Raw genomic sequence first — 26,994 nt, forward strand, 5'->3', positions numbered from 1 at the left:
ACGCGGCGATCCGGACTGCTAGGGCGCGCAGAAACGCGAGGGGTAGTAGGTGACTACGTTCGTGTAGTTGCCGGTTCCGTTGCCGAAGACACGCACGGAAATGCAGCCGCCGGTCCGTGCCGCCTGGTTCGCGGTCTCCTGGATCGTGTTCCCGAGCCAAGGATTGTTGTACACGGTCGGCAACGGCGGCGTGGCGGCGAACATCGCCGCGACACCGGTCTGTGCAACCGCAGCGGTCTGCGATCTGGTCAGCTTGACGTAGTGGTGGAGGGGCGTGCGTCGGCGGTGCACGCTCCCAGTGCGACACATGCGGTAGCCGACGCGATGGTTGCCGCGGCCATTCCCGCCGCGAGACGTGTCCTCATTCATGGACCTATTATTTGAGATAGTGAATCCCCTTCCGGGGGTAGCAAAGGGTTCGGGCGATTTCCCCGCAGGTGCTCGGCCCCTGATCGGAAGCGTCGGGTTTGGCTCCCCGGTTATGGGCTGGTGCGCCGTCTGGTCGGGACGTGCGTCGCGACTGTTCCGCGAGTCGGATGACGGTCGCTGGGGGATTTGCGGCTCGCCGTGGCGGAATCGTGACTCTCGCAGCGGGTGCGCCCGGTCAAGTCCCAGGTAGTGGTGTAACTCGTTTCTGATCCTTCGTCGGGCTTTCAGGCAGGCAGTTCGATCAGCGGGTCGGTAGTGGCCTCCGGTGTTGTGGTGGTGTCGGTGGTCAGGGTCAGTCGACATCGGTTGAGGACCTCGAGGCCGAGGTATCGGCGGCCTTCGGCCCACTCGTCGGTCTGCTCGGCCAGGACCGCGCCGATGAGTCGGATGATGGCGTCACGGTTGGGGAAGATACCCACAACGTCAGTGCGGCGGCGGATCTCGCGGTTGAGTCGTTCGGTGGGGTTGTTGGACCAGATCTGTCGCCACACGTCATCGGGGAAGCCTGTGAAGGCCAACAGGTCCTCTCGAGCGTCACCGAGATGGTCAGCAACCTTGGGGAGTCTGCCTTCGGTGTATTCCAGGAGTCGGTCGAACTGCTCGTGCACGGCGGTGGCGGTGGGCTGGTCAACGCACCCCGCCCAGCCCGCGGGCGACCAGATCGGCGAAGAAGGTGTTCCAGGAGGCTTTGGTTTCGCTGGTCGCTACTTGCATGCCCAACACCTCGCGGTGGCCATCGCCGTTGACACCGGTGGCCAGCAGGACAACGGCTTTGACGACCTGCTTGTTCTCGCGGACTTTGATCGTCAACGCATCGGCGGTGACGAAGGTGAACGGCCCGACCTCGTCGAGGCGACGATGGCGGAACGCTGTGACCTGTTCGTCGAGGTCGGTGGCCATGCGTGAGACCTGTGACTTCGACAGCGAGTCGATGCCGAGAGTTTTGACCAGCTTGTCCATCCGGCGGGTCGAGACTCCAGCGAGGTAGCAGTCGGCCACGACGGTGATCAGTGCTGACTCGGCCCGCTTGCGGCGTTCGAGGAGCCACTCGGGAAAGTAGCTGCCCGAACGTAGCTTGGGAATGGCGACGTCGACGGTGCCGACGCGGGTATCCAGTGGCCGGTGGCGGTAGCCGTTGCGGCGGCTGGTGCGCTCTGGTGTGCGTTGGTTCCATTCGGCTCCGCAGACCGCGTCGGCATCGGCCGATAGCAGCGCGTTGATCATGGTTTGCAGCAGTTCACGCATCAGATCTGGTGACGCGTCTGAGAGGGCTTGGCCAAGAAGGCCTGCAGGGTCGACAATATGGGGTGCGGTCATCGCGATGACTCCTCGAGGATTCTGTGGAAGGTTGACTCGAAGGATCACGCGGTGGCCGCTCTGCATCCGTTAACGACACGACGTCGATAACGAACTCGGCCACCGAGTTACACCACTCTATGGGGCACTACTGTGCGCCCCGAATCGGCAGCAGGGCCGTATCCTTCTGTGCGGTGGAGTGCATGGTGTGGTTCGGGCATCTCTGGTGATGAACCGTCGTGGCCCGCGGTCGGATGTCGCACCGCGAGGTTGGGGCCTCAGTGGTGCTCGCGCGGAGTGTCAGGGGCCGGGCGGTACGGTATCGAGTCGCTGATCCGTGAGTCCACGTTCAACGGTCTACCGATCTGGGGGAACGCTCTCTGCGGGCATGCGTCTCGTTCGCACACCTTGCAGCCCGCGCCGATCGGGACCATCGTTCTGGGATCGTGCAGATCGACGCCGGTCGAGTAGACGAGTTTGTGTGCGTGTGTGAGGTCACATCCCAGTCCGACCGCAAAGGTCTTGCGGGTTCCCAGGTACGACGATCGTCCGTCGTCGGTGGTCCGCGCGACCCAGAAGTAGGAACGGCCATCGGGCATCTGAGACACCTGGACGTGGATGCGGCCGGGGGCGGTGAACGCGTCGTGAACCACCCAGAGCGGGCAGCTACCGCCGACTCGTGAGAAGTGAAAAGCGGTTGCGGACTGACGTTTTGAAATATTGCCGGCGCGGTCGGTGCGTACGAAGATGAACGGCACACCCTGGTTTCCCGGTCGTTGAAGCGTCGACAGGCGGTGGCAGACCGTCTCGAACCCCACCTCGAAGTGGAGGCCGAGCATCTCGATGTCGTAGTGCCACTCCTCGGCGGCGTGCAGAAACCGGCTGTAGGGAAGGATTAGTGCGCCGGCGAAGTAGTTCGCGAGACCGATGCGGGCTACTGGTACCGAAGTCTGGCTCAGTCGGTCGGCGCCGGCGATCAGCCGCTCGATAAGAGCGTCTTGGGTCATGAGTGCGATCTGCGTCGCCATCTGGAAAGCGCGCTGACCTGAGGTAAGGGTTCGCGCGAGGTAAAGCGTGCGGGTCTCGGTGTCGAAGCGTCGTTTGGGACCGCCCGCGTTACCGGCCCGTGCACCGGGAGGTGCAAGGATCTTGACCCGCACACCGTACTCCGAGGCGAGGAGATCCGTGAGTTGAACGTCGAGTCCGCCGATCGAGAGTCGATGGCCCTCGAACAGGGACTCGGCCGCATCATCGAGCTCGACGAAGTGATTCTTGTTGTCGTAGAAGAAGTCCCGTACCTCCTCGAACGGCATCGGCGGCAGCGCGGTATTCCCCGGTTCGGTCACATGTGCCCGATAGGTCTCCAACTCCGTTGTCGCGGAGGACAAGCTGCGATGCATCGACACCAGGGCGTGCGCGACATCGGGCATCCGGGCCACCAGCTCGGCGACCTCGGACCGGTGGGAGTCGCCAAGGTCGATATGGGGGGCGAGGGCATCGACGACGTCGGCGACCAGACGTGCGTCGCCATCGGCGGAGAAGTAGTTCGGATCGAGGCCGAACTCCCGGGTCAGTGTCATCAGCACCGGTACCGTGATCGGACGCTGGTCGTTCTCGAGTTGATTGACATAACTGGTCGAGAGATTGATCCGCCGTGCCAGGGCGGCCTGTGACAGGCCGTGGTCGGCGCGCAGACGCCTCAATCGGGCGCCGACGTAGAGACGTCCGGTGCCGGTAGAAGTTCTGGCCATGTGGTCGATACTACCGTGTCAGTGCGTTTACAGCGTTCGCAAGAGCGCGCAAGAGATTCCGCAAAAATATACATTTGCCAGCTCTTTCGCTGTTCGTGGTCGGCTGCGTACGGTGCGAATCATGATCGAACACAAAGTCCGTGTCCGCCGCAGTGCCGACGACTTCCCTCAGTCCGAACACCTCGCCCAGAAGATCGCCGAGGTCGCCGTCGACCCGGTCGAAGTGCCTGCCGATACCGCCGAGATGATCATCAATCGCATTATCGACAACGCTGCGGTCAGCGCGGCGTCGGCGATGCGGCGTCCCGTCACCACCGCCCGGGCGCAGGCACTCGCGCACCCCGCGTCTCCAGGGGCCACTGTCTTCGGCGTCAGCGGTCGGGTTTCACCGGAGTGGGCGGCCTGGGCGAACGGGGTCGCCGTTCGCGAACTCGACTTCCACGACACCTTCCTCGCTGCCGAGTACTCGCATCCGGGCGACAACATCCCGGCCCTCGTGGCGGTCGCGCAGCACAAGGGCTGTAGCGGAAAGGATCTGATCCGCGGCCTGGCGACGGCCTACGAGATCCAGATCGACCTCGTCCGCGGAATCTCGCTGCACAAGCACAAGATCGACCATGTCGCCCACCTCGGCCCGTCGGTTGCGGCGGGGATCGGTACGATGCTCGGCCTCGACATCGAGACCATCTATCAGGCCGTCGGGCAGGCGCTGCATCTGACCACGGCGACGCGGCAATCGCGGAAGGGCCTGATCTCGAGCTGGAAGGCTTTCGCGCCCGCACACGCCGGCAAGATAGGGATCGAGGCGGTCGACCGCGCGATGCGTGGCGAAGGGGCACCCGCACCGATCTATGAGGGTGAAGATGGTGTCATCGCCTGGCTCCTCGATGGGCCGGATGCCGAGTACACTGTTCCGTTGCCCGGGCCGGGAGAGCCGAAGCGCGCGATCCTCGACAGTTACACGAAAGAACACTCGGCCGAGTATCAGAGTCAGGCGCCGATCGATCTGGCCCGCCGGTTGCGGACACGAATCCCCAACCTCGACGACATCGAATCGATCGTCCTGCACACCTCCAACCACACGCACGTGGTGATCGGAACCGGATCGAACGACCCGCAGAAGTTCGACCCCGGTGCCAGCCGCGAGACCCTGGATCACTCGGTGATGTACATCTTCGCGGTCGCACTGCAGGACGGCACCTGGCACCACGAGGCCTCCTACGCCCCGGAGCGGGCCAACCGTCCCGACACGATCGAACTCTGGCGCAAGATCTCGACCGTCGAGGATCCCGAATGGACCCGGCGCTATCACTCGGAGGACCCCAACGAGAAGGCGTTTGGTGCACGAGCGGTCATCACCATGAAGAACGGGGATGTCATCATCGACGAGCTGGCCGTGGCCGACGCGCACCCGCTGGGCGCGCGGCCGTTCGGCCGCGAACAGTACACGGCCAAGTTTGCCGCTCTTGCCGAGGGGATCGTCGATGCTGACGAGCAGCGCCGGTTCCTCGCCGTGGCTGCGAACCTGGCGAATCTGAGTGGCGACGAACTCGCAGGATTGAACGTGTCGGTACTGCCGAACGTGCTCGACAAGGCTCCGATCCTCCCCGAGGGAATCTTCTGATGAGCGGGAGCCAGGGACTGTTCTCGTCGACTGTCGATGCGCATGCCAAGCGTCGCGCGCTGCGGGCGGGTCTTGCCTCGGGGACGTTGCAGCGCTGGCCCGGTGCCTTCTCTCCGCTGGTCGCAAAGCTGATCGCCGATGTCGGGTTCGAGGGCGTGTATGTCTCCGGCGCGGTGCTCTCCGCCGATCTCGGACTGCCCGACATCGGACTCACCACGCTGTCCGAGGTCGCCAATCGCGGCGGCCAGATCGCGCGGGCGACCGAACTGCCGACGCTCATCGATGCCGACACCGGGTTCGGGGAACCGATGAATGCGGCGCGCACCATCGCAACGCTCGAGGACGCGGGTCTGGCCGGATGCCATCTCGAGGATCAGGTGAATCCGAAACGGTGCGGCCACCTCGACGGCAAGGCTGTGGTCCCGACCGAGGTGATGCTCCGCCGGATCGGAGCTGCGGTATCGGCCCGCCGGGACACGGACTTCGTGATCTGCGCTCGCACGGACGCACGGGCGCTCGAGGGGATCGACGCCGCGACCGACCGGGCGAAGGCCTACGTCGACGCCGGTGCGGACATGATCTTCACCGAGGCACTGCGTGATCTGTCGGAGTTCGAGGCGTTCCGTAAAGCGGTGGATGTGCCCTTGCTGGCCAATATGACGGAGTTCGGAAAGTCGGAACTGCTGACCGCGGAACAACTGTCCGGCATCGGATACAACGCCGTCATCTACCCGGTCACCACGCTGCGTATCGCGATGGGCGCGGTTGAGGACGGCCTCCGTGAGATCCGCTCGTGCGGAACACAATCGAGACTTCTCGACAAGATGCAGCACCGTAAGCGCCTCTACGAGCTGCTCCGCTACCCCGACTACAACACCTTCGATTCAGCCCTGTTCAACTTCACCATCGAGGAGGTGCGCTCATGAGTGTCACAGAGTCTCCGGCAGCGCCGACGCGCCGGATCATCCACAAGGGGCTCGCCGGCGTCGTCGTGGACACGACCGCGATCTCCAAGGTCGTCCCCGAGACCAACTCGTTGATCTATCGCGGTTACCCGGTTCAGGATCTCGCGGCCCGCTGCTCCTTCGAGGAGGTCGCCTACCTGCTGTGGTACGGCGAGCTCCCGACCTCGCTTCAGCTCGAGGCGTTCGTCCAGAAGGAGCGGGCCTCGCGACGTGTCGGCAGAGGACTGCTGGCGCTGCTGGCGAAGCTGCCGGAGACGTGCCATCCGATGGATGTCGTCCGCACTGCCATCAGCTACCTCGGCGCGGACGATCCGCTCGAGGACCAGACGGACGAGCGTGCCAACCTCGATAAGGCGATCCGATTGTTCGCCGTCCTGCCGACGATCGTCGCCGCCGACATGCGGCGTCGGCGCGGACTGGAGCCACTCGCGCCGCACAGTCACCTCGGCTATGTGGAGAACTTCTTCACCATGTGTTTCGGTGAGGCGGGGGATCCCGTCCTGCGCAACGCCTTCGAGAAGTCGATGATCCTCTACGCGGAGCACAGCTTCAACGCCTCGACATTCGCGGCGCGCGTGGTCACCTCCACCAGGTCGGACATGTACAGCGCGGTCACCGCTGCCATCGGTGCGCTGAAGGGCTCCCTGCACGGGGGTGCCAACGAGGCCGTCATGTACGACATGATCGAGATCGATCGCTCGGAACGCGCTCGAGAATGGCTACAGGGCAAGCTCGCCCGCAAGGAGAAGGTGATGGGATTCGGTCATCGTGTCTACAAGAACGGTGACTCGCGAGTCCCGACCATGAAAGCGGCGCTCGTGGAGGTCTCGGAGCACCTCGGGGACAGCCGATGGCTCGAGATCTATCACGAACTCGAGGACGAGATGAACGCGCGCACCGGGATCAAACCGAACCTGGATTTCCCCACCGGGCCCGCCTATCACCTGATGGGCTTCGACATCGGTTCGTTCACGCCGATGTTCGTGATGAGCCGGATCACCGGTTGGACGGCACACATCATCGAGCAGGTGTCGGCGAATGCGCTCATCCGGCCCCTGAGTGAGTACTCCGGGCATCCGCAGCGTGCCTTGGGTACGTGAACCGGGAACAGCGCGTAACCACCATGCTTGCCGGGGCCCGGCCGACCCATCCGGTCGCGACCGGGCCCCGGTGGGTGCGATCGACATGACAAGAGGGAAGAGTCACCACGTGTTCGACAAGGTTCTGGTCGCCAATCGTGGCGAGATCGCGGTCCGCGCATTCCGCGCGGCGTATGAACTCGGCGCGCGGACCGTTGCGGTCTATCCATACGAGGACAGGAATTCGCCTCACCGATTGAAGGCCGACGAGGCATACCAGATCGGTGTGCCCGGACATCCGGTCCGAGCGTACCTATCGGTGGACGAGATCATCGGTGCGGCAATCCGATCGGGCGCGGGCGCGGTGTATCCGGGGTATGGGTTCCTCTCCGAGAACCCCCGTCTCGCCGCAGCCTGCGTCGAGGCCGGCATCACGTTCGTGGGGCCCGATCCCGAAGTCCTCAGACTGGCCGGGAACAAGGCGCGGGCGGTGGCGGCGGCGCGTGAAGCCGAACTGCCGGTCCTCGCGTCCACGGTGCCGTCGTCCGATGTGGACGAGTTGGTGTCTGCCGCGAAGGACATCCGTTTCCCGGTGTTCGTGAAGGCCGTCGCCGGCGGAGGCGGACGTGGCATGCGCCGCGTCAAGTGCCTGGGGGATCTACCTGAGGCGATCGCCGTGGCATCGCGAGAGGCCGAGGCGGCGTTCGGGGATCCGACGGTGTTCCTCGAACAAGCGGTGGTCGACGCCCGCCACATCGAGGTGCAGATTCTGGCCGATCATCAGGGCAATGTTATCCACCTCTTCGAGCGTGATTGCAGCCTGCAACGACGACACCAGAAGGTCGTCGAGGTCGCGCCGGCGCCCGGGCTCAGTCCTGGACTGCGCGACCGCATCTGCGCGGATGCGGTCAGGTTCGCCGCGCACATCGGTTACTCGTGCGCGGGAACGGTGGAGTTCCTGCTCGATCGAGACGGCAATCACGTGTTCATCGAGATGAACCCGCGAATCCAGGTGGAACATACCGTCACCGAGGAAATCACCGACGTCGACCTCGTCCAGTCCCAGCTACGCATCGCCGCCGGTGAGAGTCTCGCGGACCTCGGTCTGGCACAGGAATCCATCGCGATCCGCGGTGCTGCCCTGCAGTGCCGCATCACCACCGAGGACCCGGCCAACGGGTTCCGTCCGGGCACCGGCCGGATCACCGCATACCGAACGCCCGGGGGAGCCGGCGTGCGGCTCGACGGGAGCGCGGTACTCGGTGCCGAGGTGGCGGCGCACTTCGATTCGATGCTGGTGAAACTGACCTGCCGCGGCCGCGACCTCGCCACTGCGGCAGCGCGTGCGCGTCGCGCGGTGGCCGAGTTCCGGATTCGCGGAGTGGCCACGAACATCCCGTTCCTCCAAGCGGTTCTCGACGACCCCGATTTCCGGGCCGGCCGCGTCACGACGTCGTTCATCGAGGAGCGCCCCAGCCTGTTGACGGCTCGAACGTCGGCGGACCGGGCCACCCGGCTCCTCGAATATCTCGCGGATGTCACCGTGAACAAACCTCACGGAGACCATCCCTCGACGGTGTATCCGCGCGACAAGCTCCCCACGGTGGACCAGGGATTGCTCGCGACACCGCGTCCGGGCTCGCGGCAACGTCTCCTCGAACTCGGGCCCGAGGGCTTCGCGGCGGACCTGCGGGCGCGGAAGCAGCTGGGTGTCACCGACACGACCTTCCGTGACGCGCACCAGTCGTTGCTGGCGACCAGGGTCCGTACGAGCGAGCTGATCGCGGTGGCGCCGTATGTCGCGGCGCTGACGCCGGAACTGCTCTCGGTGGAGTGCTGGGGCGGTGCGACCTACGACGTGGCGCTGCGGTTCCTCAAGGAGGATCCGTGGGAACGCTTGGCGCAGATGCGTGAGGCAATGCCGAATATCTGCCTGCAGATGCTGCTGCGCGGCGCCAACACCGTCGGCTACACCCCTTATCCGACCCAGGTCACGACCGCTTTCGTCCAGGAAGCGACCTCGACCGGCATCGATATCTTCCGGATCTTCGACGCGCTCAACAACGTCGAGGCGATGCGACCGGCCATCGACGCCGTGCGCGAGACCGGGACCGCGGTGGCCGAGGTGGCGTTGAGCTACACGGGTGATCTCACTGATCCGGGCGAAGACCTGTACACCCTCGACTACTACCTCAAGTTGGCCGAGCAGATCGTCTCCGCCGGGGCCCATATCCTGGCGATCAAGGACATGGCAGGACTGCTACGGCCTCCCGCGGCTAGGCGTCTGGTGGGTGCGTTGCGTGCCGAGTTCGATCTGCCCATCCATGTTCACACCCACGACACGCCCGGTGGCCAACTGGCCACCTATCTCGCGGCCTGGGAAGCCGGCGCGGACGCGGTCGACGGTGCGTCCGCCGCATTGGCGGGCACCACGAGTCAGCCGGCATTGTCGGCGATCGTCGCCGCGACGGCCAACACCGAGCGGGACACCGGTCTGGATCTCTCGGCGGTCTGTGACCTGGAGCCCTACTGGGAAGCTCTCCGACAGGTGTACGCACCGTTCGAGTCTGGTATTCCTGCTCCGACGGGGCGTGTCTACACACACGAGATCCCCGGAGGGCAACTGTCGAACCTGCGGCAGCAGGCGATGGCGCTCGGCTTGGGCGACCGGTTCGAGGCCGTGGAGAGGGCATACGCGGATGCAGACCAGATGCTCGGGGGACTCATCAAGGTCACCCCGTCGTCGAAGGTCGTCGGCGATCTCGCGCTGGCCCTGGTGGGGCGGGGTGTCAGCGCCGCTGAGTTCACTCGGAATCCAGCGGCCTACGACATCCCCGACTCGGTGATCGGTTTCCTGCGAGGGGAACTCGGCGATCCCGCGGGCGGCTGGCCGGAACCGTTGCGTACCAAAGCGCTTGCCGGACGCGAGGTGGGGGTGAGGAGCCTCGGGCTCGAACCGGAGGATGAGCGGCGGCTCCAGAACCCGGGCGCGGAGCGGCGGGCAACGCTGAATCGTCTGCTCTTCCCGGGGCCGACGAGCGAGTTCGAGGAGCATCGCCGGAGATACGGCGACACCTTCCGGTTGTCGGCGAACCAGTTCTTTTACGGCGTGCGTCACGGCGAGGAACACCGGGTCGAGCTCGAACCCGGGGTCGAGCTGATCATCGCGCTCGAGGCGATCGGCGAACCGGACGAGCGGGGGATGCGCACGGTCATGTGCGTCCTCAACGGGCAGTTGCGGCCGGTGCGGGTTCGGGACCGCTCGGTCGGCGTCGAGGTCGCGACGGCGGAAAAGGCCGACCCGAACGACTCCGGACACATCGCCGCTCCATTCGCGGGTGTCGTGAGTGTCGCCGTGTCGGTGGGTGACGAGGTGCCGCCGGGCGGCCGGGTCGCGGGCATCGAGGCGATGAAGATGGAGTCGACGATCACCGCACCGCGCGGCGGCACCGTGGTCAGGGTTGCCGTCGGCGGTGACTCCCAGGTCGAGGCGGGCGACCTGATCGTTGAAGTTCGTTGAGTGGCAACGAGACCGGCCATCGTCGTCTGAAAGACGACGATGGCCGGTCTCATGTCATCGCAGGGTGGACTGCACTTCCGACCGCAGCTGGGTGGTCGCGGCAACCAGGTTGGTCAACGACGCGACGACCTCACCGGTGGTCCTTGTTTTCAGGCCGCAATCGGGATTGACCCACAACCGCGCGGGGCCGACCGTTTCCAGCGCTGCCCGCAGGGATTCGGCGATCTCCTGCGTGTCAGGCACTCGGGGCGAATGGATGTCGTAGACACCGGGTCCCACCGCGTTGCGGAACCCGGCCTCATCGAGGACGCCGAGAACCTCCATGTGGGATCGCGCCGCCTCGATCGAGGTGACATCGGCATCGAGCTCCGCGATGGCCCCGATGACCTCACCGAACTCGGAGTAGCAGAGATGGGTGTGCACCTGGGTGTCGTCACGGACGCCGCAGGTCGCGAGCCGAAACGCCCGCACGGCCCACGCGAGGTATTCGGGCTTGTCGGCGTCGCGGAGGGGTAGTAGCTCGCGCAGCGCGGGTTCGTCGACCTGGATGATCCCGACACCGGCGTTCTCGAGGTCGATCGTCTCGTCGCGTATCGCGAGGGCGATCTGGAAGGCCGACTCCGACAGCGGCTGGTCGTCGCGGACGAACGACCAGGCGAGGATGGTGACCGGGCCGGTCAGCATCCCCTTCACCGGCTTGTCGGTGAGGCTCTGCGCATACGTGGTCCAGTCCACCGTCATCGGCTGGGGGCGCGAGACGTCCCCGAACAGGATCGGCGGCCGGACACACCGGGTTCCGTACGACTGCACCCAGCCGTTCGCAGTCGCAAAGAACCCGTCGAGCTGCTCGGCGAAGTACTGCACCATGTCGTTGCGTTCGGGCTCACCATGCACCAGGACGTCGAGACCGATCGACTCCTGCAGCTCGATGACATCGGCGATCTCCGACCGCATCCGAGACCGGTACTCCTCTGCATCGATCTCACCCGCGCGCAGCGAGGCCCGTGCCAGACGGATCGCCGACGTCTGCGGGTAGGACCCGATCGTGGTGGTGGGAAGGACAGGAAGATCCAGTCGTTCTCGTTGTGCAGCAGCACGTTCGGGAGCAGGGGCACGGGTGGCGTCCTGGACGGTGATGGCAGCGAGGCGCCCCCGGACAGCTGGGTTGTGCAGCCTCGGATCTGTCGCGCGACTCGCGAGTGCAGTCTTGCACTCGGTGAACGCGACGGCGTGCGCCGCGCGTCCGTCGCGTAGGGCACCTGCGAGCACGCTCACCTCTCGGAACTTCTCCGACGCAAAAGCGAGCCAGCCGCGCAGTCCGGCGTCGAGATCGTCCTCGGCAGCCAGCGTGTACGGGACGTGCAGGGTCGAGCACGACGTGGACACCGCGATCGACCCGGCGGAACCGAGGAGGGTGCCCAGCGTGCCGAGCGCCTTGTCCAGATCTGTGCGCCAGACGTTGCGGCCGTCCACGACTCCGGCGACGAGGAGTTTGTCCGCCAGACCAGGTGTGCCGGAGACGGTCTCGAGGCTTCCCTCGATGAGATCGACGGCTATGCCCTCGATCGGCGTCCGTGACAGGCTGGTGAGCCTGCATCCCGGGTCGCCGAAGTAGGTGGCCACGACGATCGACGGCCGGTGGGTCTCGGCCCCCAACGAGGTGTAGACCCTCTCCGCCATCGACCCGAGATCTGCGGCGGAATCGGTGACAAGGATCGGTTCATCGATCTGCACCCACCCCACCCCGGCGTCGGCGAGCTCAGCGAGTAGCTCGCGGTAGCAGGGGACCAGCTCATCGAGGCGACCGAGCGGCGTGCCCGCTCCGTCGACCGGTTTGGACAGCGCGAGGAAAGTGACCGGACCGACGACGACCGGCCGCGCCGGCACTCCCGCCTCGAGAGCCTCGGCGACCTCGGCGAGGATCTTGTCCGCCTGCAGCCGAAATGCGGTGGAGGGTCCGATCTCGGGCACCAGATAGTGATAGTTGGTGTCGAACCACTTGGTCATCTCCAGCGGCGCGATGTCGGCGGTGCCGCGCGCCGCCGCGAAGTAGCGGTCGAGCGGATCGTCGGCACCGGCGAAGCGATCGGGGAGTGCGTCGAGCATCACCGCCGTGTCGAGGACCTGGTCATAATAGGAAAAGGTGTTCACCGGGACCGAGTCGTGGCCCGCGTCGACGAGCTCTCGCCACTGGGCCCGTCGGAGTTCGGCGGCGGTCTCCTCGAGTTCGGCACGGCTCGTTCGGCCGGCCCAGTAGCCTTCGACGGCTCGCTTCAGTTCGCGCCTCGGTCCGATACGCGCGGTCCCGAGAACGGTTGTGGTGAATGGTGCCGCTGACGCGCGGCCGGTGGTGTCGGACATGGTCGTCGACTTCTCCTACGGACGAAACGGATGGACCGCCGCCCATTTCGGGGAGAGTCGAAGAAGCCCCGGGTGCGTCGTACGCGCACGAACCAACGCCAGTTCGACCTGCGCCCAATCCTCGAGGCGGCGAGCCACCGGACGCGGCGCGCCCGGTACACATGGCAGGTCTTCGGGCTCGCCGTCGTTGCTCGACAAGAGCATTCCTACTGACCGTCGCTTCCCAAGCCCTGCGGGCTCAGTGCTGTTGACGGTGGTCGTTACGGCATACCGCTGCGGGGACAGCTCCGGATTCGCACCGGATTCCCTCTCGTCCGCCGGACTGGCCGGCGGACTCGACGCCGTGCGGGGAGTAGGGGCTCCATTTCTCTCGGCACGGCGGACCACATGCGGACTCAACATTAGACAGAGGGCCGCACGGAAAGCCAGTCGTCAATCGGCTGCGGGCTCCGCGGATGCAACTCTTCGAGTCGTCGGGGAGATCCGGCTACCGTCCTGCCGACGCCGGGCACTCCGGCGCGAACGAGTCCAGCTGGATCGATCGGTACGTCTGTGCCAGACGTTCGCGGCGGTACTCGTGATAGGCCATGGGGGTCAGCACGATTCGACGCGGAAGTCGGCGCCACGCGGTCTGCAGCAGACGCTGGTAGAGCCGGAACTCCCAGCGTTCACGACGGCCGAGTCGCACCGGGGTCGCCGCGCGGACGCCGGGATGCATGATGCTGAACGAGCACACCTTGACCACGTGGCCGGCGACCGGGCGGATGACGAGCCAGACGGGGGTCAGGGCGGCCCGGACCACGGGCGGGAGGCCGATCGTCGGCAGCGGCAGTCGGGTCAGCGCCTCGGTGACCTCGTCGAGGAACGGATTCGGCTGCACGCGTTCGGCGACGACGTCGTCGTACCAGCGCTGCGCATCGGCCAGCGTGGGCGGGAGTCCGTAGGACCTGCCGGGCAACTGCAGCACGCCGAACCGCTCGAGCATGAGCGCGTAGGCGAGTTCCTCCTCGTCCGGGGTGAGTGCGATGCCCGTGCACGGGGTGAAGCTGTGGAGGTAACCCATCATGGCGCTCATCGCGATCCAGTTCCACAACGTCGGATCCAGGGCGCTGTAGCGCGTCTGGGCGAAGTCGCCCACTCCGGCGCCGCGGACCTCCCGATGCAGGAACTTGAGCCGGTCGGCGAAGGAGTTCCGCGTGCGCTCGTCACCCCACAGCACCAGCTGTTCGGCGCCGAAGCTGCGGAGTCCGCGATCGACGAAGTTGTCGGCGAAGCGGCCCGTGCGGTCGACCGCGGCGGCCACGGGCTCCAGCGCGACCTGGTCGAAGAACGACGCGCCGAAGAATCCGAAGAGCACGCTGCCCAGGTGCCACCGGAACTGCTCCACGGCCGGCGGCAGGTCGGTGAGATCGACTGAGGCGGCCGACGTCCGCGTCTGGGTGTCGACGGGCTTCGGCTGGTCGGTGATGGTCATCGTTCCCCCGGGTAAAATGTTAGTGGTTGCGCTGGACGCTAACATTGGGAAGATGTCTGTGTGAAGACCCCGGGCATGTCGCGTGCGGAGCGCACGGGACAGAAGATCCTCGACGCGGCGATGTCGTCGGTCCTCGCCAAGGGGATCAAGCGGACCTCCGTCGAGGCCATCGCCGCTGTGGCCGGCGTCTCGCACATGACGGTCTACCGTCGCTGGCCCCACAAGGAGGATCTCTTCACCGACCTCCTGTCACGGGAGGCGGATGCGCTCTTCGACCGTGTCGACCAGAGCCTGGCGGCGGTGGACGATCCACGGGAGCGCCTCGTCGAGGGCTTCGCCCAGATCTTCTGGGCCTTCTACGACCACCCGCTGTTGGTCCGTGAATACGACGCCGACCCGGCGACCACGCTTCGCGTCCTCACGGTGGCGTCGAGGCCGGTGTTCGACCGGGCCGTCGACTACCTCGCCGCCCGCGTGGGCGGGCTGGCGGGTCCAGAGCAGACGACCGCACAGGCGCGCCACATGGCCGAGGTCATGGTCCGGATCACCCATTCACTGCTGTTGACCACGCTGGAGACGCGCCCGTTCGCCGATGAGGACGAGGTGCGCGGGTGGGGGCGAGAACACCTCGGCTGGATCTTCGACGACCCGACGGCCGGTGGGTCGGGTCGGAGCCGTCAGTCCAATCCGACCTGAGCTCCCTTGGCTCCGCGTCGGACAGCGGCCTTCTGGACGATCACGATGGTCGTGCCGAGCAGTCCGACGCCGAGTCCGACCAAGCAGATCTGCAGGGCCTTGTCGCCGCCGATGTCGGTGAGTGCGACAACCAGCGTCGCGACCACCCACGACAGCATCCCGACCACGATCACCGGCTCCGGCGCGCGGAGAACTCGGGGCAGTTCGGGGATGTCGACTTCATCGGACATGGGTCACAGAGTAGCTTTCGACAGGTGACGAACCACGTTCCGAGTGACTCCGGCGACGCGACACCCGACGACACCGCCACCACGGCGGCATCAGAACCGACACCCGATCCGGTGCCCGCGGAGACGGGGCCCACCACCACCAAGGGGCCGTCGACCTCGATCCCCGGCGGCCGTGTCGACCGCTTCTTCAAGGTCACCGAGCGCGGGTCGACGATCAGCCGAGAGCTGCGCGGCGGTCTCGTCACCTTCTTCACGATGGCCTACATCGTGCTGCTCAACCCGATCATCATCGGCGGCATCCCCGGCGGCGACAAGAACACCGACGTCCTCGGCAACGTGCTCCCGCTCGCGCAGGTCGCGGCGGTCACCGCCCTCGTCGCCGGCGTCATGTCGATCCTGTTCGGCCTGGTCGCCAACTATCCGTTCGCGATCGCGGCCGGCCTGGGCATCAACAGCCTGCTCGCGGTCTCCATCGCCCCCGAGGTCACCTGGCCGGAGGCGATGGGACTCGTGGTCATCGACGGCATCATCATCGTGCTGCTGGCCGTGACCGGCTTCCGCACCGCCGTGTTCAACGCGGTCCCACCGGAACTCAAGGCGGCGATCGCCGCCGGCATCGGGGCGTTCATCGCCTTCATCGGGTTCGTCGACGCCGGCTTCGTCAAGCGCATCCCCGACGCGGCGGGCACCACGGTCCCCGTCCAGCTCGGCATCGACAACTCGATCGCCTCCATCCCGACCCTCGTCTTCGCGCTCGGCGTGCTGATCATGGGCATCCTCGTCGTGCGCAAGGTGCCGGGCGGTCTGCTGATCGGCATCGTCATCACGACGGTCTTGTCGATCATCCTGGAATCGATCTTCGACTACGGCTCGAGCATGGAGAACCCGAAGGGCTGGGGGCTGTCGGTGCCCGACATCCCGAACGCCCTCGGCAGCCTGCCGAACCTTAGCCTGGTCGGCGACGTCGACCTCTTCGGCGCGTTCACCCGCATCGGCGTCCTGTCGGCATCGGTCTTCGTGTTCGCCCTCGTGCTGTCGAACTTCTTCGACGCCATGGGCACCATGACCGGCCTCGGCAAGGAAGCCGGTCTCGCCGACGAGAAGGGCAATCTCCCGGGCATCGGCCGCGCGCTGGTCATCGAGGGCAGCGGCGCCATCGCCGGCGGTGTGGCCTCCTCGTCGTCGAACACGGTCTTCGTCGAGTCCGCCTCCGGCATCGCCGAAGGCGCCCGGACGGGCCTCGCCAACATTGTCACGGGCGCGCTGTTCCTCGCCGCGATGTTCCTGACGCCGCTCTACGAGATCATCCCGCTCGAGGCCGTCGCGCCCGCGCTGGTGATCGTCGGCGCGATGATGATCGGGCAGCTGCGCGACGTCGACTTCACCCGCTTCGAGTACGCGCTGCCGGCATTCCTCACGGTCGTGTCGATGCCGTTCACCTACTCGATCGCCAACGGCATCGGCGTCGGCTTCATCAGCTGGGTGGTCATGGCGACCGCGAGCGGCAAGGCGCGCACGGTCCACCCGCTGTTGTGGCTGGTCGCGGCGATCTTCGTCGCCTATTTTGCCCGGGGTCCGATCTCCGATCTGATCGGCTGACATCCGCAACCGGCACTGAAGGCCGCCTAGGGATGAGATCCCAGATCGCTGTCGGTGTCGTCCGTGCGAGTCAATTTGGGATTCCGAGGTCCTTCGTACGCTTTTCTACGCATACATTGTGTCAATGCACTCACCATTCGGTGACGGAAGCCTTTCCGGAGACCTGTCCCTGGCCGTGGTCCGGCTCGGGCGTCGCCTGCGCGGCCGTCGAGAGAACAGGGTGGTCTCCCTGACCCAGCTGTCGGCGATGTACACGCTGTATCAGGAGGGTCCGATGACCCCGGGGGCGCTGGCGGCGGCCGAGCGCGTACGACCCCCGTCGATGACCAGGGTCATCGCTTCGCTGGCGGATCTGGGGATGATCAAGCGGGAACCGCACCCCACGGACGGCCGGCAGGCGATCGTGGCATTGTCCGAGCAGGGGCTCGCCGTCATCAAGGAGGAGCTCGAGGCGCGCAAGGCGTGGCTCAGCGACCGGCTGCGGGAACTCTCCCCGGACGAACGCGAGACATTGCGCGAAGGGGTGCGGATCTTCAACCAGATCCTGGCCGTGCCCGACGCCGACGCCCCGCGCAGTCGCGCCGTCTGATCAGAGCCCTGCGTTCACGCAGAGGCCGACTCACCGCGGTCCGGGGTGTTCCGGGGTCTCGGCGAGTGGGGACGAGACGGTCAGAAGAACGTTCCCGAGAACGGCGCCCGGTCGGTGCCGAACGCCAGGTCGAGAGCGCGGAGAGTGGCCGGTGAGTCGACGTCGAGCCGGCCGGCGGCCGCGAACTCCGACGGCTTGATGCCGCCGAGATAGATGCTCGACAGCACCGAGGTGTCCATCCGCACGGTCGGCGTCGTGCCCGGCTCCGCCGGCGTGACGATCGCATCGCCGCCCCGCACGGAGAGCTTGAAAACGCCGCCGCGACCGCGGAATTCGTCGGCAATGTCGAGTACGACGTCGAGCTCGGCGGCGTATTTGCGCGCCGACAGCGCGGCCGGGACGTCGAGGATGCGCAACCACATCTCGTCGCGGCGGCCGGTCACCGTCACCGCGCGCAGGTTGGTCAGCTTGTGGCGCAACGGGTCGTCGACGGGAACGGTCGCGGTCAGGGACGGGATGAGGTCGAGGCTGACGAGCACGCGCCACAGTTCGGTGTGGGCGTCGTCGGTCACGGCGAAGATCTCGTTGACCTCGCCGCGGACGTCGCCGGAGGGGGCCTTGTAGATGCGATAGCTCGCGTAGCCGTCGTCGTGCAGCAGGTAGTGCAGCCCGCTCGCGCTCAGCGGCCGTTCCGACGGGCGGTCGGCGAGGATCGGCGCCCACCACTCGGGGGTGCGGGTGAGCGCGCCCGGCGTGCCCAGGGTCCAGCGGGCGTGCAGATCGGGGACCGCCGCGGCGATCTCGTCCGGATTCGCGAACCGGACCGTGGCCTCGCTCGGTTGCGCGCTGCGCATCACCGGGTTGCCCGGCGTCAGCGCGATGGTGTGCGAGAAGCAGGCCGGCCCGAAACCGAAACGTTCGTAGATGGTGCCCTCGCTGGCGGTGAGGATCGCGAACGTGAAGTCCTCCGCCTCCCACTGCTCGAACAGTTCGGTGATCATGCGGCGCAGGATTCCGCGCCGGCGATGCGTCGAGGCCACCGACACCCACGACAGGCCCGCGGCGTCGGCGACACCCGCGCCCGGCAGCGACATCGACATCCGGTAGAACATCGACACCCCGACGAGCGGGTTCGAACTCAACCCGGTGTCGCGCACGAGGACGATGTCGTCGTCGGCGACCTTGTTGCGCAGGTCGGCGCGTTCGTCGTCCGGCAGCGGATTGCGCATGGCGAATGCGCGTGCGTCCGTGGTGATGATGTCGTCCCAGTCCGCGTCGGTGGCGCGCTGCAGGGACAGACGTGACTTCGGGGTGGAGACACTGGTCACGCCCTCCACATTTTCACATCCGGTCTCGGTGGGCACGCACCGGGCGAGCGAGTCGGTCGTCCGGCCGGAGGTATGGAGGAGTGGCGGGGCCGGGCGCAGGGGCGCGCCGTGTCGCCCGGAGTCCTCCGTAGGGGCGGGGAACGCGCGTCGAAAGGCGGTGTCCGTGGTCGCCCAGGCCGCGGATGGCACACTGTTCGGCGTGCCTGGGCTCGCAGTTGACGTGATCGACATCGACGACCCGCAGGATCCGCGGGTGGAGGATTTCCGCGACCTCAACTCGGTCGACCGCCGCCCCGACCTGCCGGTGCTCCCCGGCGGACGCCCCGGGCGCGGTCTGGTCATCGCCGAGGGTGTGCTGGTCGCCCAGCGCATGATCGCCTCGAGGTTCGAGCCTCACGCATTCCTCGGCGTCGACAAGCGGCTGGGCGAACTCGACGACGATCTGCGCGACCCGTCACTGGCCGGTGTGCCGTTCTTCCGGACCTCTGCGGAGGTCATGGCCGAGATCGTGGGCTTCCATCTCAACCGCGGCGTGCTCGCCGTCGCCCGTCGCCCACCGCTGCTGTCGGTGGAGGAGGTCATCGCCGACGCGACGACCGTCGCCATCCTCGAAGGCGTCAACGACCACGAGAACATCGGGTCGATCTTCCGCAACGCCGCCGGCCTCGGTGTCGACGCGGTGTTGTTCGGGCAGGGCTGCGCCGACCCGCTCTACCGCCGCTGCGTCCGCGTCTCGATGGGGCACGCGCTCCTGGTGCCGTTCGCGAAGTTCGAGCAGTGGCCGCACGGGCTCGACGAGTTGCGCTCGCGCGGATTCCGCCTGGTGTCGATGACCCCCGACCCGTCCGCGGTCACGCTCGCCGAGGCGGTCGACGCCGAGAAGATCGGCTTCCTCGTCGGCGCCGAGGGACCGGGACTCACACGCTCGGCGATGGCCGCGACCGACGTCAGGGCACGCATCCCGATGAGCCGCGGCACCGACTCCCTCAATGTCGCGACCGCCGCGGCCGTCGCGTTCTACGAGCGTGTCCGGTCGGGCACGATGGGGGAGTGAACACCCGCGATCCGTTCGCCGCCGACGCCGAGTCCCCTGCGTGGGTGGGCGCCGACGAGCCCACGCCGTGGGGGCTCGGGAGCATCGTCGCAGTGATCTGCGCGTTGTTCGGCGCGTTCGTGCTCGTCGGCATCTATGAGTTGATCGGCAACATCCAGCGATTCCTGGGCCTCGCGGCGGTGGTCGTCGTGGCCGGCGGCCTGGGCTGGACGCTCTGGGAGTTCCGTCACCGGCGGGTCTGGCGCTGGATCGTGTGGGGGCTGTTGACAGGTTTCCTGGCCGGTGTGGCGTCGTCGGTCGCGCTGCTGGTAATCGGGCGCTGAGCCGCTCCGGCCCCGTGTCGCCGGGCGTTTGCGTACGGCGCAGATGGCGTGGGTCACGCTCGGTCGGCGGGGCCTGCGAAGAGATCAGAACCCGAAGTACTCCCGGATCCGTCCCCGCTTCCGGCGTCCGCCCTGGCCTGCGTGCTCCTCCGGGTGTGCCGGTGGCCGCTGCTCGACGCGAGCGCTGTGGCCGTCGAAACGTGCGGCGGTCGCGGCCCGGTACGCCTCGTGGTCCTCGTCGGTCGGTTCGTACTCCGCGGGGTGCAGGGAGAAACAGGTGACCGTGATGTCGGCCGGGTCCAGGTCGTGCGGCGCGAGCGGGTGGGTGTACCGGAACCCGAGCCAGGATCGGTTGGCCTCCTCGGCGAGTTGGCCCGGGTGGAAGGGCAGCGCCATCGGCGCGGTGCCGAGACCGTCGGTGACCGACAGCGGGAACTCGCCGCCCCAGAACGGCCCCTCGAAGGTGAACGGGAGTCCCTCGTCCTCGTGGATGGTCACCGGATCTGCGGAGAACGACCGCCGCAGCGTGCCATGTTCCCAGCGGGCGAACGCGCCGAACGCGGTCTCCGGCTCCACGTAGAGCAGGGTGATCACCGAACTCGGCCGGATCGCGGACAGGGTGCGGGACAGTGTCGACGGGGTGGTCGTCTCGAACAGCGAGCACGAGACCACGGCGAGAGGGCCGTAGAACCCCGCGTAGACGTGGTTGTCGCGAGCGGCGGCCGCGGACGCGAGATCGGTGTCGACGACCGGGACGAGAACGCTGTCGCCGTAGATCCCCGACGCCAGTTGTCGGGCGTGCCCGACGTCGTGCGGTGTCCTCGGAACCCCGTCCGACGGACGCACCGCGGCCCGGAGGTCGCCGGCCGGGTCAGGGGAGTCGATGAACCAGACGGTGGCCGCGCGTGCCGTCATCTGTCAGCTGTTCCCGTTGCTTCGGACCCCGAGCAGGACGTCCTCCCAGGCCGGGACCGCCGGCTTGCGGGACTTCTTCTTCCGGGGGCGTTCGGCGGGGTCCTTGTGCTCGGGCTCGGCGGGCCTCGCCTCGGGAGCGGGTGCCGGCGTCGCCGTCTGCTGCGGGCCGGCAGGTGCGGCTGCGTCGTCGTCGGCGGCCGGTGTTGCGGTCTCGGCGGACCGTGCGGGAGCCTGCGCGACCGGCGCGGAGATCGGGGTGACCGGGCGAACCTCGGGTGCCGCCGGCTCCGCCTCCTCGTCGAATCCGAAGTCGAGGGGGACGGTGCCGTCGTCCTCGATGGCGGCACGACGCTCCTGTCGGGCGCGCTGCGCACCGATGAGGCTGTTGGCGTCGATGGTCACCTCCCCGCGACCGTCCGGCGACGCCGCGACCGTGACCTCGGGCGTGACCACCGGATTCGACACCGGGGTGAGCCGGCGCCGGGGCGTGATGGTCTCGGGGTGGGTGAGCTCGTCGGCGAGGTCGTCGAGCGGGTCGACGGTGCCGCCGTGGGTGCCCGGTATGTATCGCCAGTGCGCGAGGTTGTCGGTGCGGCCGACGCTCCACGCCACCTGGACCACCCAGTAGCCGTCGTCGCCCTTCCACGCGTCCCAGTCGGCGTCGGCGGGGTTGTGGCCCATGGCGACAAGCCCCTCGGCGACCGACTCGGCGAGGGTGGCGACGGCCGGCCCGTCGTGCCGGATCGGATGCGCGGCACCGGCGAGTTCGCAGGCGCGGGTGCGCTCGAGCAGGACCGGATGGGCGAAGCGTTCGATCTTCTCCACACCCACGCCGGCTGCGGCGGCGACTTCGGCGATCGACGCGCCCCCACGGATGCGCGCCTGGATCTCGCGTGGCCTCAATGCACTTTCCATCTCGATCTCGATCTGTCCCAGCCTGGTGATGTCGCCGCGGGCCGCGGCGCGGAGGCGTTCGTCGGAGGCGATCCGGAATTTCTCACCGGACTGAGGGTCTTGGCAGATGACGTGGGAACCGTCGGTTTCCACTCCGACGACGCGGAGCTCACGCATCTGCTCCTCCTCCGGTGGGTGCACGCATTGTGGTCACAGTAACTCACCCTGGCCGTCGTCCCTGCCGGGACACGCGGTAAAACCGCAGTTCAGCACGTGTGGGGCGGGTGCGACGGTAGCGGTCGGTGAGTCGGGTGGTGCCTGTGGGATCCAGGCTACCCGGTGGTCGAGACGCCACCGGCGCGTCGACCCGAAGGTACGGACGCGCCGGTGACGACGGTGTTTCGCGACTGGCTCAGAGGCGCTCGACGATGTAGTCGATGCACTTTGTGAGCTTGGTGACGTCCTCCGGCTCGATCGCCGGGAACATGCCGATGCGCAGCTGGTTGCGGCCCAGCTTGCGGTACGGCTCGGTGTCCACGATGCCGTTGGCGCGCAGGGTCTTGGCGACCGCGGCGGCGTCGACGTCGTCGTTGAAGTCGATCGTGCCGACGACCTGGCTGCGGTTGGCCGGGTCGGCGACGAACGGCGTGGCGAACTCGCTGGCCTCGGCCCACGCGTAGAGGCGCGAGCTGGAGTCGGCGGTGCGCGAGACGCACCAGTCGAGGCCGCCGTTGTCGTTCATCCACTCGATCTGGTTGGCGAACAGCAGCAGCGAGCCGACGGCGGGGGTGTTGTAGGTCTGGTTCTTGCTGCTGTTGTCGACGGCGGTCGGCAGCGACAGGAACTCGGGGCACCAGCGATCGGTCGCGGCGATCTCCTCGATGCGGGCCAGCGCGCGCGGGCTCATCAGCGCGACCCACAGGCCGCCGTCGGAGGCGAAGCACTTCTGCGGCGCGAAGTAGTAGACGTCTGCGTCGGCGATGTTCACCGGCAGGCCGCCGGCGCCCGAGGTCGCGTCGATCGCGATCAGCGCGTCGTCGGACTCGGCGGGACGGACGACAGGCACCGCGACACCGGTCGAGGTCTCGTTGTGGGCCCAGCCGATGAGGTCGCAGCCGCCGAAGTCGTCGGCGGTGAGCGCCGAGGGATCAGGCGCGGTGCCGGGCTCGGTCGAGATGACGGCCGGGGAGTCCAGGAACGGGGCCTTCTTGCTGACGGTCGCGAACTTCGACGAGAACTCGCCGTAGGTCAGGTGCAGCGAACGCTGCTTGATCAGACCGAAGGAGGCGGCATCCCAGAAGGCGGTGGTGCCACCATTGGAGATGACGACCTCGTAGCCCTCCGGCAGCGAGAACAGGTTGGCCAGACCCTCGCGGATCGAACCGACGACGTTCTTCACCGGTGCCTGCCGGTGGCTGGTGCCGAACACCTTGGCGCCGGTGTCGACGAGGGACTGCAGCTGCTCGGGGCGCACCTTCGACGGTCCGCAACCGAAGCGGCCGTCCGACGGCAGCAGGTCGGCGGGCAGGGTGACAGGTGCGGTCGCGGTATCGCTCATGACCTCGATTCTAGGGTTGTGGCGGACGCCACCCGGGGGCGACCTCGTGTTTCGGCGGTACGGTCCTGTGCGTAATCGCGGAGCGGCGCCACGATCGTCGAGTCGGAATGCGTGAAACCGGGGGTGACTGTGTGATCGCGATGCGCGGGGAACACCTCGGTGTCGCGCGTGGCGGCGGTGATGCGCGCACGACAGCCCCGACGGCTCGATCCGCTCGCGCCGGGTTCGCCGCGCAACCGTGCGCGCCCCGGTCGTCGAGTCGTATCGTCCCCCGCGTCTCCTGTAAGAGTCCGTCTCCGGGAGGCTCGGGAGAGTGACGGGAGTTGTGGCGCGCGACCGCGATCGAGCGGTGCCACTCGGCGCTAGGGTTCGGGCCAGAGCGGGTACTGGGGCAGTGTCGGGAATCCTTCGGGGCCCAAGGCTCTCGGAGTCAGAAATCTCAATCTGCCGTCGGGATGGAACGGATTCTGTCCGGCGAAGGCGGGGACACGGTTGAGTGCCTGCGCCGCCCAGCTCTCGCAGATCGGATCGCTGGTGAGGTTTCCGGCAGGCGGTTTCGTCGTGGGCAGCAGAAACGGCGGGAACACCCACGGGTGAAAGACGTTGTACCGTGGCTCGGGATTGCCCGTACCGGGCTGGGCGATCCGTACGGCGCCGGCTCGCGTGTCGGCGACGTCAGCGGGCTTCTGTGCGACGATCCGGATCCCTGCGGTTCCGTCGAGGACGTCGGATTCCGGGGTGCCGTACAGGTGAGGGTTGTCCGGGTCGAGTCGCGCCCTGCCGGTGCGGGTTTCGCAGACATGAGCTGAGATCGACGTGTCCGTCGACTCCACCGAGACCACATGTGCGTGGATGGTTCCTTGAAACGCGTAGCCGCTTCGTAGTGGCCTGTGGTAAGGGCGAACGCAATTGGCAGATGATCTGATATCTGCATCTAGCGCGGCTTCCTCCGCACCGGGGTACACCGCGTCGGCGCCGTAGAGTGAGAGTGCACACGACTCGACCTGCGCGCGGATGACCTCCGCCGCACGAGAATGCAGATCGATCCCGTCCTCGGCGGACCACATGAAGGTGAAGGTGCCGGCCACCTCGGTCGGGAATCGGTACTCCGCCGGGACCCGTACGGACTGGCTGGAGGTGGTGGGATGGCTCGTTGCGCCCGAACTCTCGTCACGCTATCGCGTCGTCGGCGCGCCCCGGACACCGCCCAACAGAATCCGCGGCCGGCCCACTGGCAGGGTTTCGGCGCTCGGTTGGCGGCCCTGGCGCCGCCCTGGGGGTTCGGGTGGCTCGTTCGACGCTCAGAGCCCCGGCTTGACCACATCGCCCCAGCCCTCGACGTCCTCGGGACGACGCGGTGCGGGGCCGGTGTAGACGGCGGCGGGTCGGACCAGCTTGCCCAGGCGCTTCTGCTCCAGGATGTGTGCACACCAGCCGGCGGTGCGGCCGCAGGTGAACATCGCGGGCATCATGTGCGGCGGCACCTCGGCGAAGTCGAGGATGACCGCGGCCCAGAACTCGACATTGGTCTCGATCGCGCGATCGGGACGACGCTCACGCAGCTCGGTCAGCGCGGCCTGCTCGAGAGCGGCGGCCACCTCGTAACGGGGCACGCCCAGTTCTTGTGCGGTGCGCCGGAGCACCCGGGCCCGCGGGTCCTCCGCGCGGTACACGCGGTGTCCGAAGCCCATCAGCTTCTCCTTGCGGTCGAGGATGCCCTTCACCAATCCTCGTGCGTCGCCGGTGTTCTCGACCTCTTCGATCATCGGCAGCACGCGCGCCGGGGCGCCACCGTGCAGCGGACCCGACATCGCGCCGATCGCGCCGGACAGACATGCCGCCACGTCGGCGCCGGTCGAGGCGATGACGCGTGCGGTGAAGGTCGAGGCGTTCATACCGTGTTCGGCGGCGCTCACCCAGTAGGCGTCGATGGCGGCGACGTGCTTGGGATCGGGGTCGCCCTTCCACCGGGTCATGAAACGTTCGGTGACGGTGGTGCACTCGTCGATGACGCGCTGCGGCACGGCGGGCTGGTGGATGCCGCGCGCGGACTGGGCCACATACGACAACGCCATGACCGACGCCCGCGCGAGATTCTCCCGCGCCGTGGCGTCGTCGATGTCGAGCAGCGGCTCGTAGCCCCAGATCGGGGCGAGCATCGCCAGAGCCGCCTGCACGTCGACGCGCACGTCGCCGGTGTGGATGGGCAGCGGGAAGGGTTCGGCCGGCGGGAGCCCGTTGCCGAACCTGCCATCGACGAGCAGCGCCCACACGTCGGCGAAGGTGACCTTGTTCTCGACCAGGTCCTCGATGTCGACGCCGCGGTATCGCAGGTTGCCGCCGTTCTTGTCGGGCTCGGCGATGTCGGTGGTGAATGCCACCACGCCCTCGAGACCAGGGACGAAGTCCTCGGGAACCGCGTTGGCCATGGCAACCACCTCACTGACAACCGTGTCGTGCTCTCGTGTGCGTCGATCCGAATCGAACTGTAGATGAGCACACCCCGCGGCGTGTGCGAGGGCGGAACAATGTTCTCGGAGTAAATTCACGATTGTGTTGGACAAATCCCGGAACCCGATCGACCTGCCGAACATGCGTGTCGGTTATGGCGGCGGGATCCCGCCCAACATCGGCGAGGGAGATCGTGCCGCCGGGGCGGACGGTATCCGTGAGAACCTCGACCCCAGCTGGATGCGCGGGGACCCGCCCTGGCTGGATCTCTTCGAGGTGTGGCTGCGTGAGGCGCTCGACGCGCGGATTCCCGAACCCAACGCGATGGTGTTGGGCACCGCCGACGCCCGGGGGAGGGTGTCGACCCGATGCGTCCTCTGCAAAGGGGCCGACGCCAACGGGGTCGTGTTCTTCACCGGGTACAACTCCGGCAAGGGCCTTCAACTCGCCGACAACCCCTACGCGTCGGTGACGTTCCCGTGGATCGCGCTCGAGCGTCAGGTGCACTTCCGCGGACCCGTCGAACATGTGAGCCGCGAGGAGACCCAGGCGTACTGGGAACTGAGGCCCCGCGGCTCGCAGATCTCCGCCAGGGCGTCGGACCAGTCGCGTCCGATCGCCAGCCGCCTCGACCTCGAGAAGAAGGCCGCCGACACGGCCGAGAGTTTCGGCGGGTTCGACGGCGGCGAGGAGATCCCGTGTCCTCCCGACTGGGGCGGCTACCGCATCCTGCCCGAGGAGGTCGAGTTCTGGCAGGGACGGGCCAACCGCCTGCACAACCGGGTCCGGCTCACGCACGTCGACCACGAGTGGCGGATCGAGCGGCTGCAGCCGTGACCCGGCCGCCGGCGCTCCTGC

General features: G+C 67.3%; 21 protein-coding genes, 1 pseudogene and 1 riboswitch. Of the genes and pseudogenes, 10 read left to right on the top strand and 12 right to left on the bottom strand.

Annotated features, from left to right (window positions below; genetic code table 11):
- Positions 1-18: 18 nt before the first annotated feature.
- The 3 genes and pseudogenes from E1P53_RS17340 to E1P53_RS17355 form a co-directional block, all read right to left on the bottom strand.
- Positions 19-369, bottom strand: a complete 351-nt coding sequence (locus E1P53_RS17340; protein ID WP_131735008.1) for a hypothetical protein — start codon at positions 367-369, stop codon at positions 19-21.
- Between the two features lie 284 nt (positions 370-653).
- Positions 654-1,746, bottom strand: a pseudogene (locus E1P53_RS17345) (IS256 family transposase).
- A 257-nt stretch (positions 1,747-2,003) separates the two neighbouring features.
- Positions 2,004-3,476, bottom strand: a complete 1,473-nt coding sequence (locus E1P53_RS17355; protein WP_131735009.1) for a short-chain fatty acyl-CoA regulator family protein — start codon at positions 3,474-3,476, stop codon at positions 2,004-2,006.
- Positions 3,477-3,597: 121 nt separating this feature from the next.
- Here E1P53_RS17355 and prpD point away from each other — a divergent pair, with 121 nt between their 5' ends.
- From prpD to E1P53_RS17375, 4 genes are all read left to right on the top strand, one after another.
- The gene (gene prpD / locus E1P53_RS17360; RefSeq protein ID WP_006898758.1) at positions 3,598-5,100 is read left to right on the top strand and encodes a 2-methylcitrate dehydratase PrpD; all 1,503 of its coding nucleotides are present in this window, start codon (positions 3,598-3,600) and stop codon (positions 5,098-5,100) included.
- Positions 5,100-6,026 (top strand): methylisocitrate lyase, encoded by a 927-nt coding sequence (gene prpB, locus E1P53_RS17365; protein ID WP_131735010.1) that lies wholly within the window; start codon positions 5,100-5,102, stop codon positions 6,024-6,026. The genes prpD and prpB overlap by 1 nt, the downstream gene beginning before the upstream one ends.
- Positions 6,023-7,165: a bifunctional 2-methylcitrate synthase/citrate synthase gene (locus E1P53_RS17370; protein ID WP_006898760.1), complete on the top strand. Its 1,143-nt coding sequence runs from the start codon at positions 6,023-6,025 to the stop codon at positions 7,163-7,165. The genes prpB and E1P53_RS17370 overlap by 4 nt, the downstream gene beginning before the upstream one ends.
- A 109-nt stretch (positions 7,166-7,274) precedes the next feature.
- Positions 7,275-10,664: a pyruvate carboxylase gene (locus tag E1P53_RS17375; protein ID WP_131735011.1), complete on the top strand. Its 3,390-nt coding sequence runs from the start codon at positions 7,275-7,277 to the stop codon at positions 10,662-10,664.
- A gap of 54 nt (positions 10,665-10,718) precedes the next feature.
- Here E1P53_RS17375 and metE read toward each other — a convergent pair whose 3' ends face one another.
- Positions 10,719-13,025: a 5-methyltetrahydropteroyltriglutamate--homocysteine S-methyltransferase gene (gene metE, locus E1P53_RS17380; protein WP_109238400.1), complete on the bottom strand. Its 2,307-nt coding sequence runs from the start codon at positions 13,023-13,025 to the stop codon at positions 10,719-10,721.
- A gap of 164 nt (positions 13,026-13,189) precedes the next feature.
- Positions 13,190-13,360: riboswitch (cobalamin riboswitch) on the bottom strand.
- 152 nt (positions 13,361-13,512) lie between these two features.
- Complete coding sequence (locus E1P53_RS17385; protein ID WP_006898764.1) at positions 13,513-14,499, bottom strand: oxygenase MpaB family protein; 987 nt, start codon at positions 14,497-14,499, stop codon at positions 13,513-13,515.
- Between the two features lie 60 nt (positions 14,500-14,559).
- On the opposite strand from E1P53_RS17385, the gene E1P53_RS17390 reads away from it, so the two are divergent.
- Positions 14,560-15,195, top strand: coding sequence for a TetR/AcrR family transcriptional regulator (locus E1P53_RS17390; RefSeq protein WP_006898765.1), 636 nt, complete (start codon positions 14,560-14,562; stop codon positions 15,193-15,195).
- Here E1P53_RS17390 and E1P53_RS17395 read toward each other — a convergent pair.
- A complete protein-coding gene (locus E1P53_RS17395) occupies positions 15,177-15,425 on the bottom strand; it encodes a DUF2530 domain-containing protein (protein WP_006898766.1) in 249 nt (82 codons plus the stop codon). The genes E1P53_RS17390 and E1P53_RS17395 overlap by 19 nt on opposite strands.
- A gap of 24 nt (positions 15,426-15,449) precedes the next feature.
- On the opposite strand from E1P53_RS17395, the gene E1P53_RS17400 reads away from it, so the two are divergent.
- Positions 15,450-17,024, top strand: coding sequence for an NCS2 family permease (locus tag E1P53_RS17400; RefSeq protein ID WP_040526226.1), 1,575 nt, complete (start codon positions 15,450-15,452; stop codon positions 17,022-17,024).
- A 124-nt stretch (positions 17,025-17,148) separates the two neighbouring features.
- Positions 17,149-17,613 (top strand): MarR family winged helix-turn-helix transcriptional regulator, encoded by a 465-nt coding sequence (locus E1P53_RS17405; RefSeq protein WP_131735012.1) that lies wholly within the window; start codon positions 17,149-17,151, stop codon positions 17,611-17,613.
- An 80-nt stretch (positions 17,614-17,693) separates the two neighbouring features.
- On the opposite strand, the gene E1P53_RS17410 is transcribed toward E1P53_RS17405, so the two are convergent.
- Positions 17,694-18,941 carry a GNAT family N-acetyltransferase gene (locus E1P53_RS17410; protein WP_040526254.1) on the bottom strand — a complete coding sequence of 416 codons (1,248 nt, stop codon included), beginning with the start codon at positions 18,939-18,941 and terminating at the stop codon, positions 17,694-17,696.
- Between the two features lie 199 nt (positions 18,942-19,140).
- Between E1P53_RS17410 and E1P53_RS17415 the strand changes: the two genes are divergently transcribed.
- Positions 19,141-19,995 carry a TrmH family RNA methyltransferase gene (locus E1P53_RS17415; protein WP_040526256.1) on the top strand — a complete coding sequence of 285 codons (855 nt, stop codon included), beginning with the start codon at positions 19,141-19,143 and terminating at the stop codon, positions 19,993-19,995.
- Positions 19,992-20,318, top strand: a complete 327-nt coding sequence (locus E1P53_RS17420) for a DUF2537 domain-containing protein (protein WP_006898771.1) — start codon at positions 19,992-19,994, stop codon at positions 20,316-20,318. The genes E1P53_RS17415 and E1P53_RS17420 overlap by 4 nt, the downstream gene beginning before the upstream one ends.
- 84 nt (positions 20,319-20,402) lie before the next feature.
- Here the strand turns inward: E1P53_RS17420 and E1P53_RS17425 are convergent, their stop codons facing one another.
- From E1P53_RS17425 to E1P53_RS17445, 5 genes are all read right to left on the bottom strand, one after another.
- Positions 20,403-21,233 (bottom strand): DUF6928 family protein, encoded by an 831-nt coding sequence (locus E1P53_RS17425; RefSeq protein WP_006898772.1) that lies wholly within the window; start codon positions 21,231-21,233, stop codon positions 20,403-20,405.
- 3 nt (positions 21,234-21,236) lie between these two features.
- The gene (gene sepH / locus E1P53_RS17430; RefSeq protein ID WP_006898773.1) at positions 21,237-22,304 is read right to left on the bottom strand and encodes a septation protein SepH; all 1,068 of its coding nucleotides are present in this window, start codon (positions 22,302-22,304) and stop codon (positions 21,237-21,239) included.
- A gap of 235 nt (positions 22,305-22,539) precedes the next feature.
- Positions 22,540-23,685, bottom strand: coding sequence for a phosphoserine transaminase (serC, locus tag E1P53_RS17435; RefSeq protein ID WP_131735013.1), 1,146 nt, complete (start codon positions 23,683-23,685; stop codon positions 22,540-22,542).
- A 362-nt stretch (positions 23,686-24,047) separates the two neighbouring features.
- Positions 24,048-24,773: a hypothetical protein gene (locus E1P53_RS17440; RefSeq protein ID WP_131735014.1), complete on the bottom strand. Its 726-nt coding sequence runs from the start codon at positions 24,771-24,773 to the stop codon at positions 24,048-24,050.
- Between the two features lie 213 nt (positions 24,774-24,986).
- Positions 24,987-26,114: a citrate synthase 2 gene (locus tag E1P53_RS17445; protein WP_131735015.1), complete on the bottom strand. Its 1,128-nt coding sequence runs from the start codon at positions 26,112-26,114 to the stop codon at positions 24,987-24,989.
- A 163-nt stretch (positions 26,115-26,277) separates the two neighbouring features.
- Here E1P53_RS17445 and pdxH point away from each other — a divergent pair, with 163 nt between their 5' ends.
- On the top strand, positions 26,278-26,973 hold the full coding sequence (pdxH, locus tag E1P53_RS17450) for a pyridoxamine 5'-phosphate oxidase (RefSeq protein WP_174320687.1): 696 nt from the start codon (positions 26,278-26,280) through the stop codon (positions 26,971-26,973).
- Positions 26,974-26,994 lie beyond the last annotated feature (21 nt).

The organism is Gordonia paraffinivorans (assembly GCF_900683595.1).
GTDB classification, from domain to species: domain Bacteria; phylum Actinomycetota; class Actinomycetes; order Mycobacteriales; family Mycobacteriaceae; genus Gordonia; species Gordonia paraffinivorans.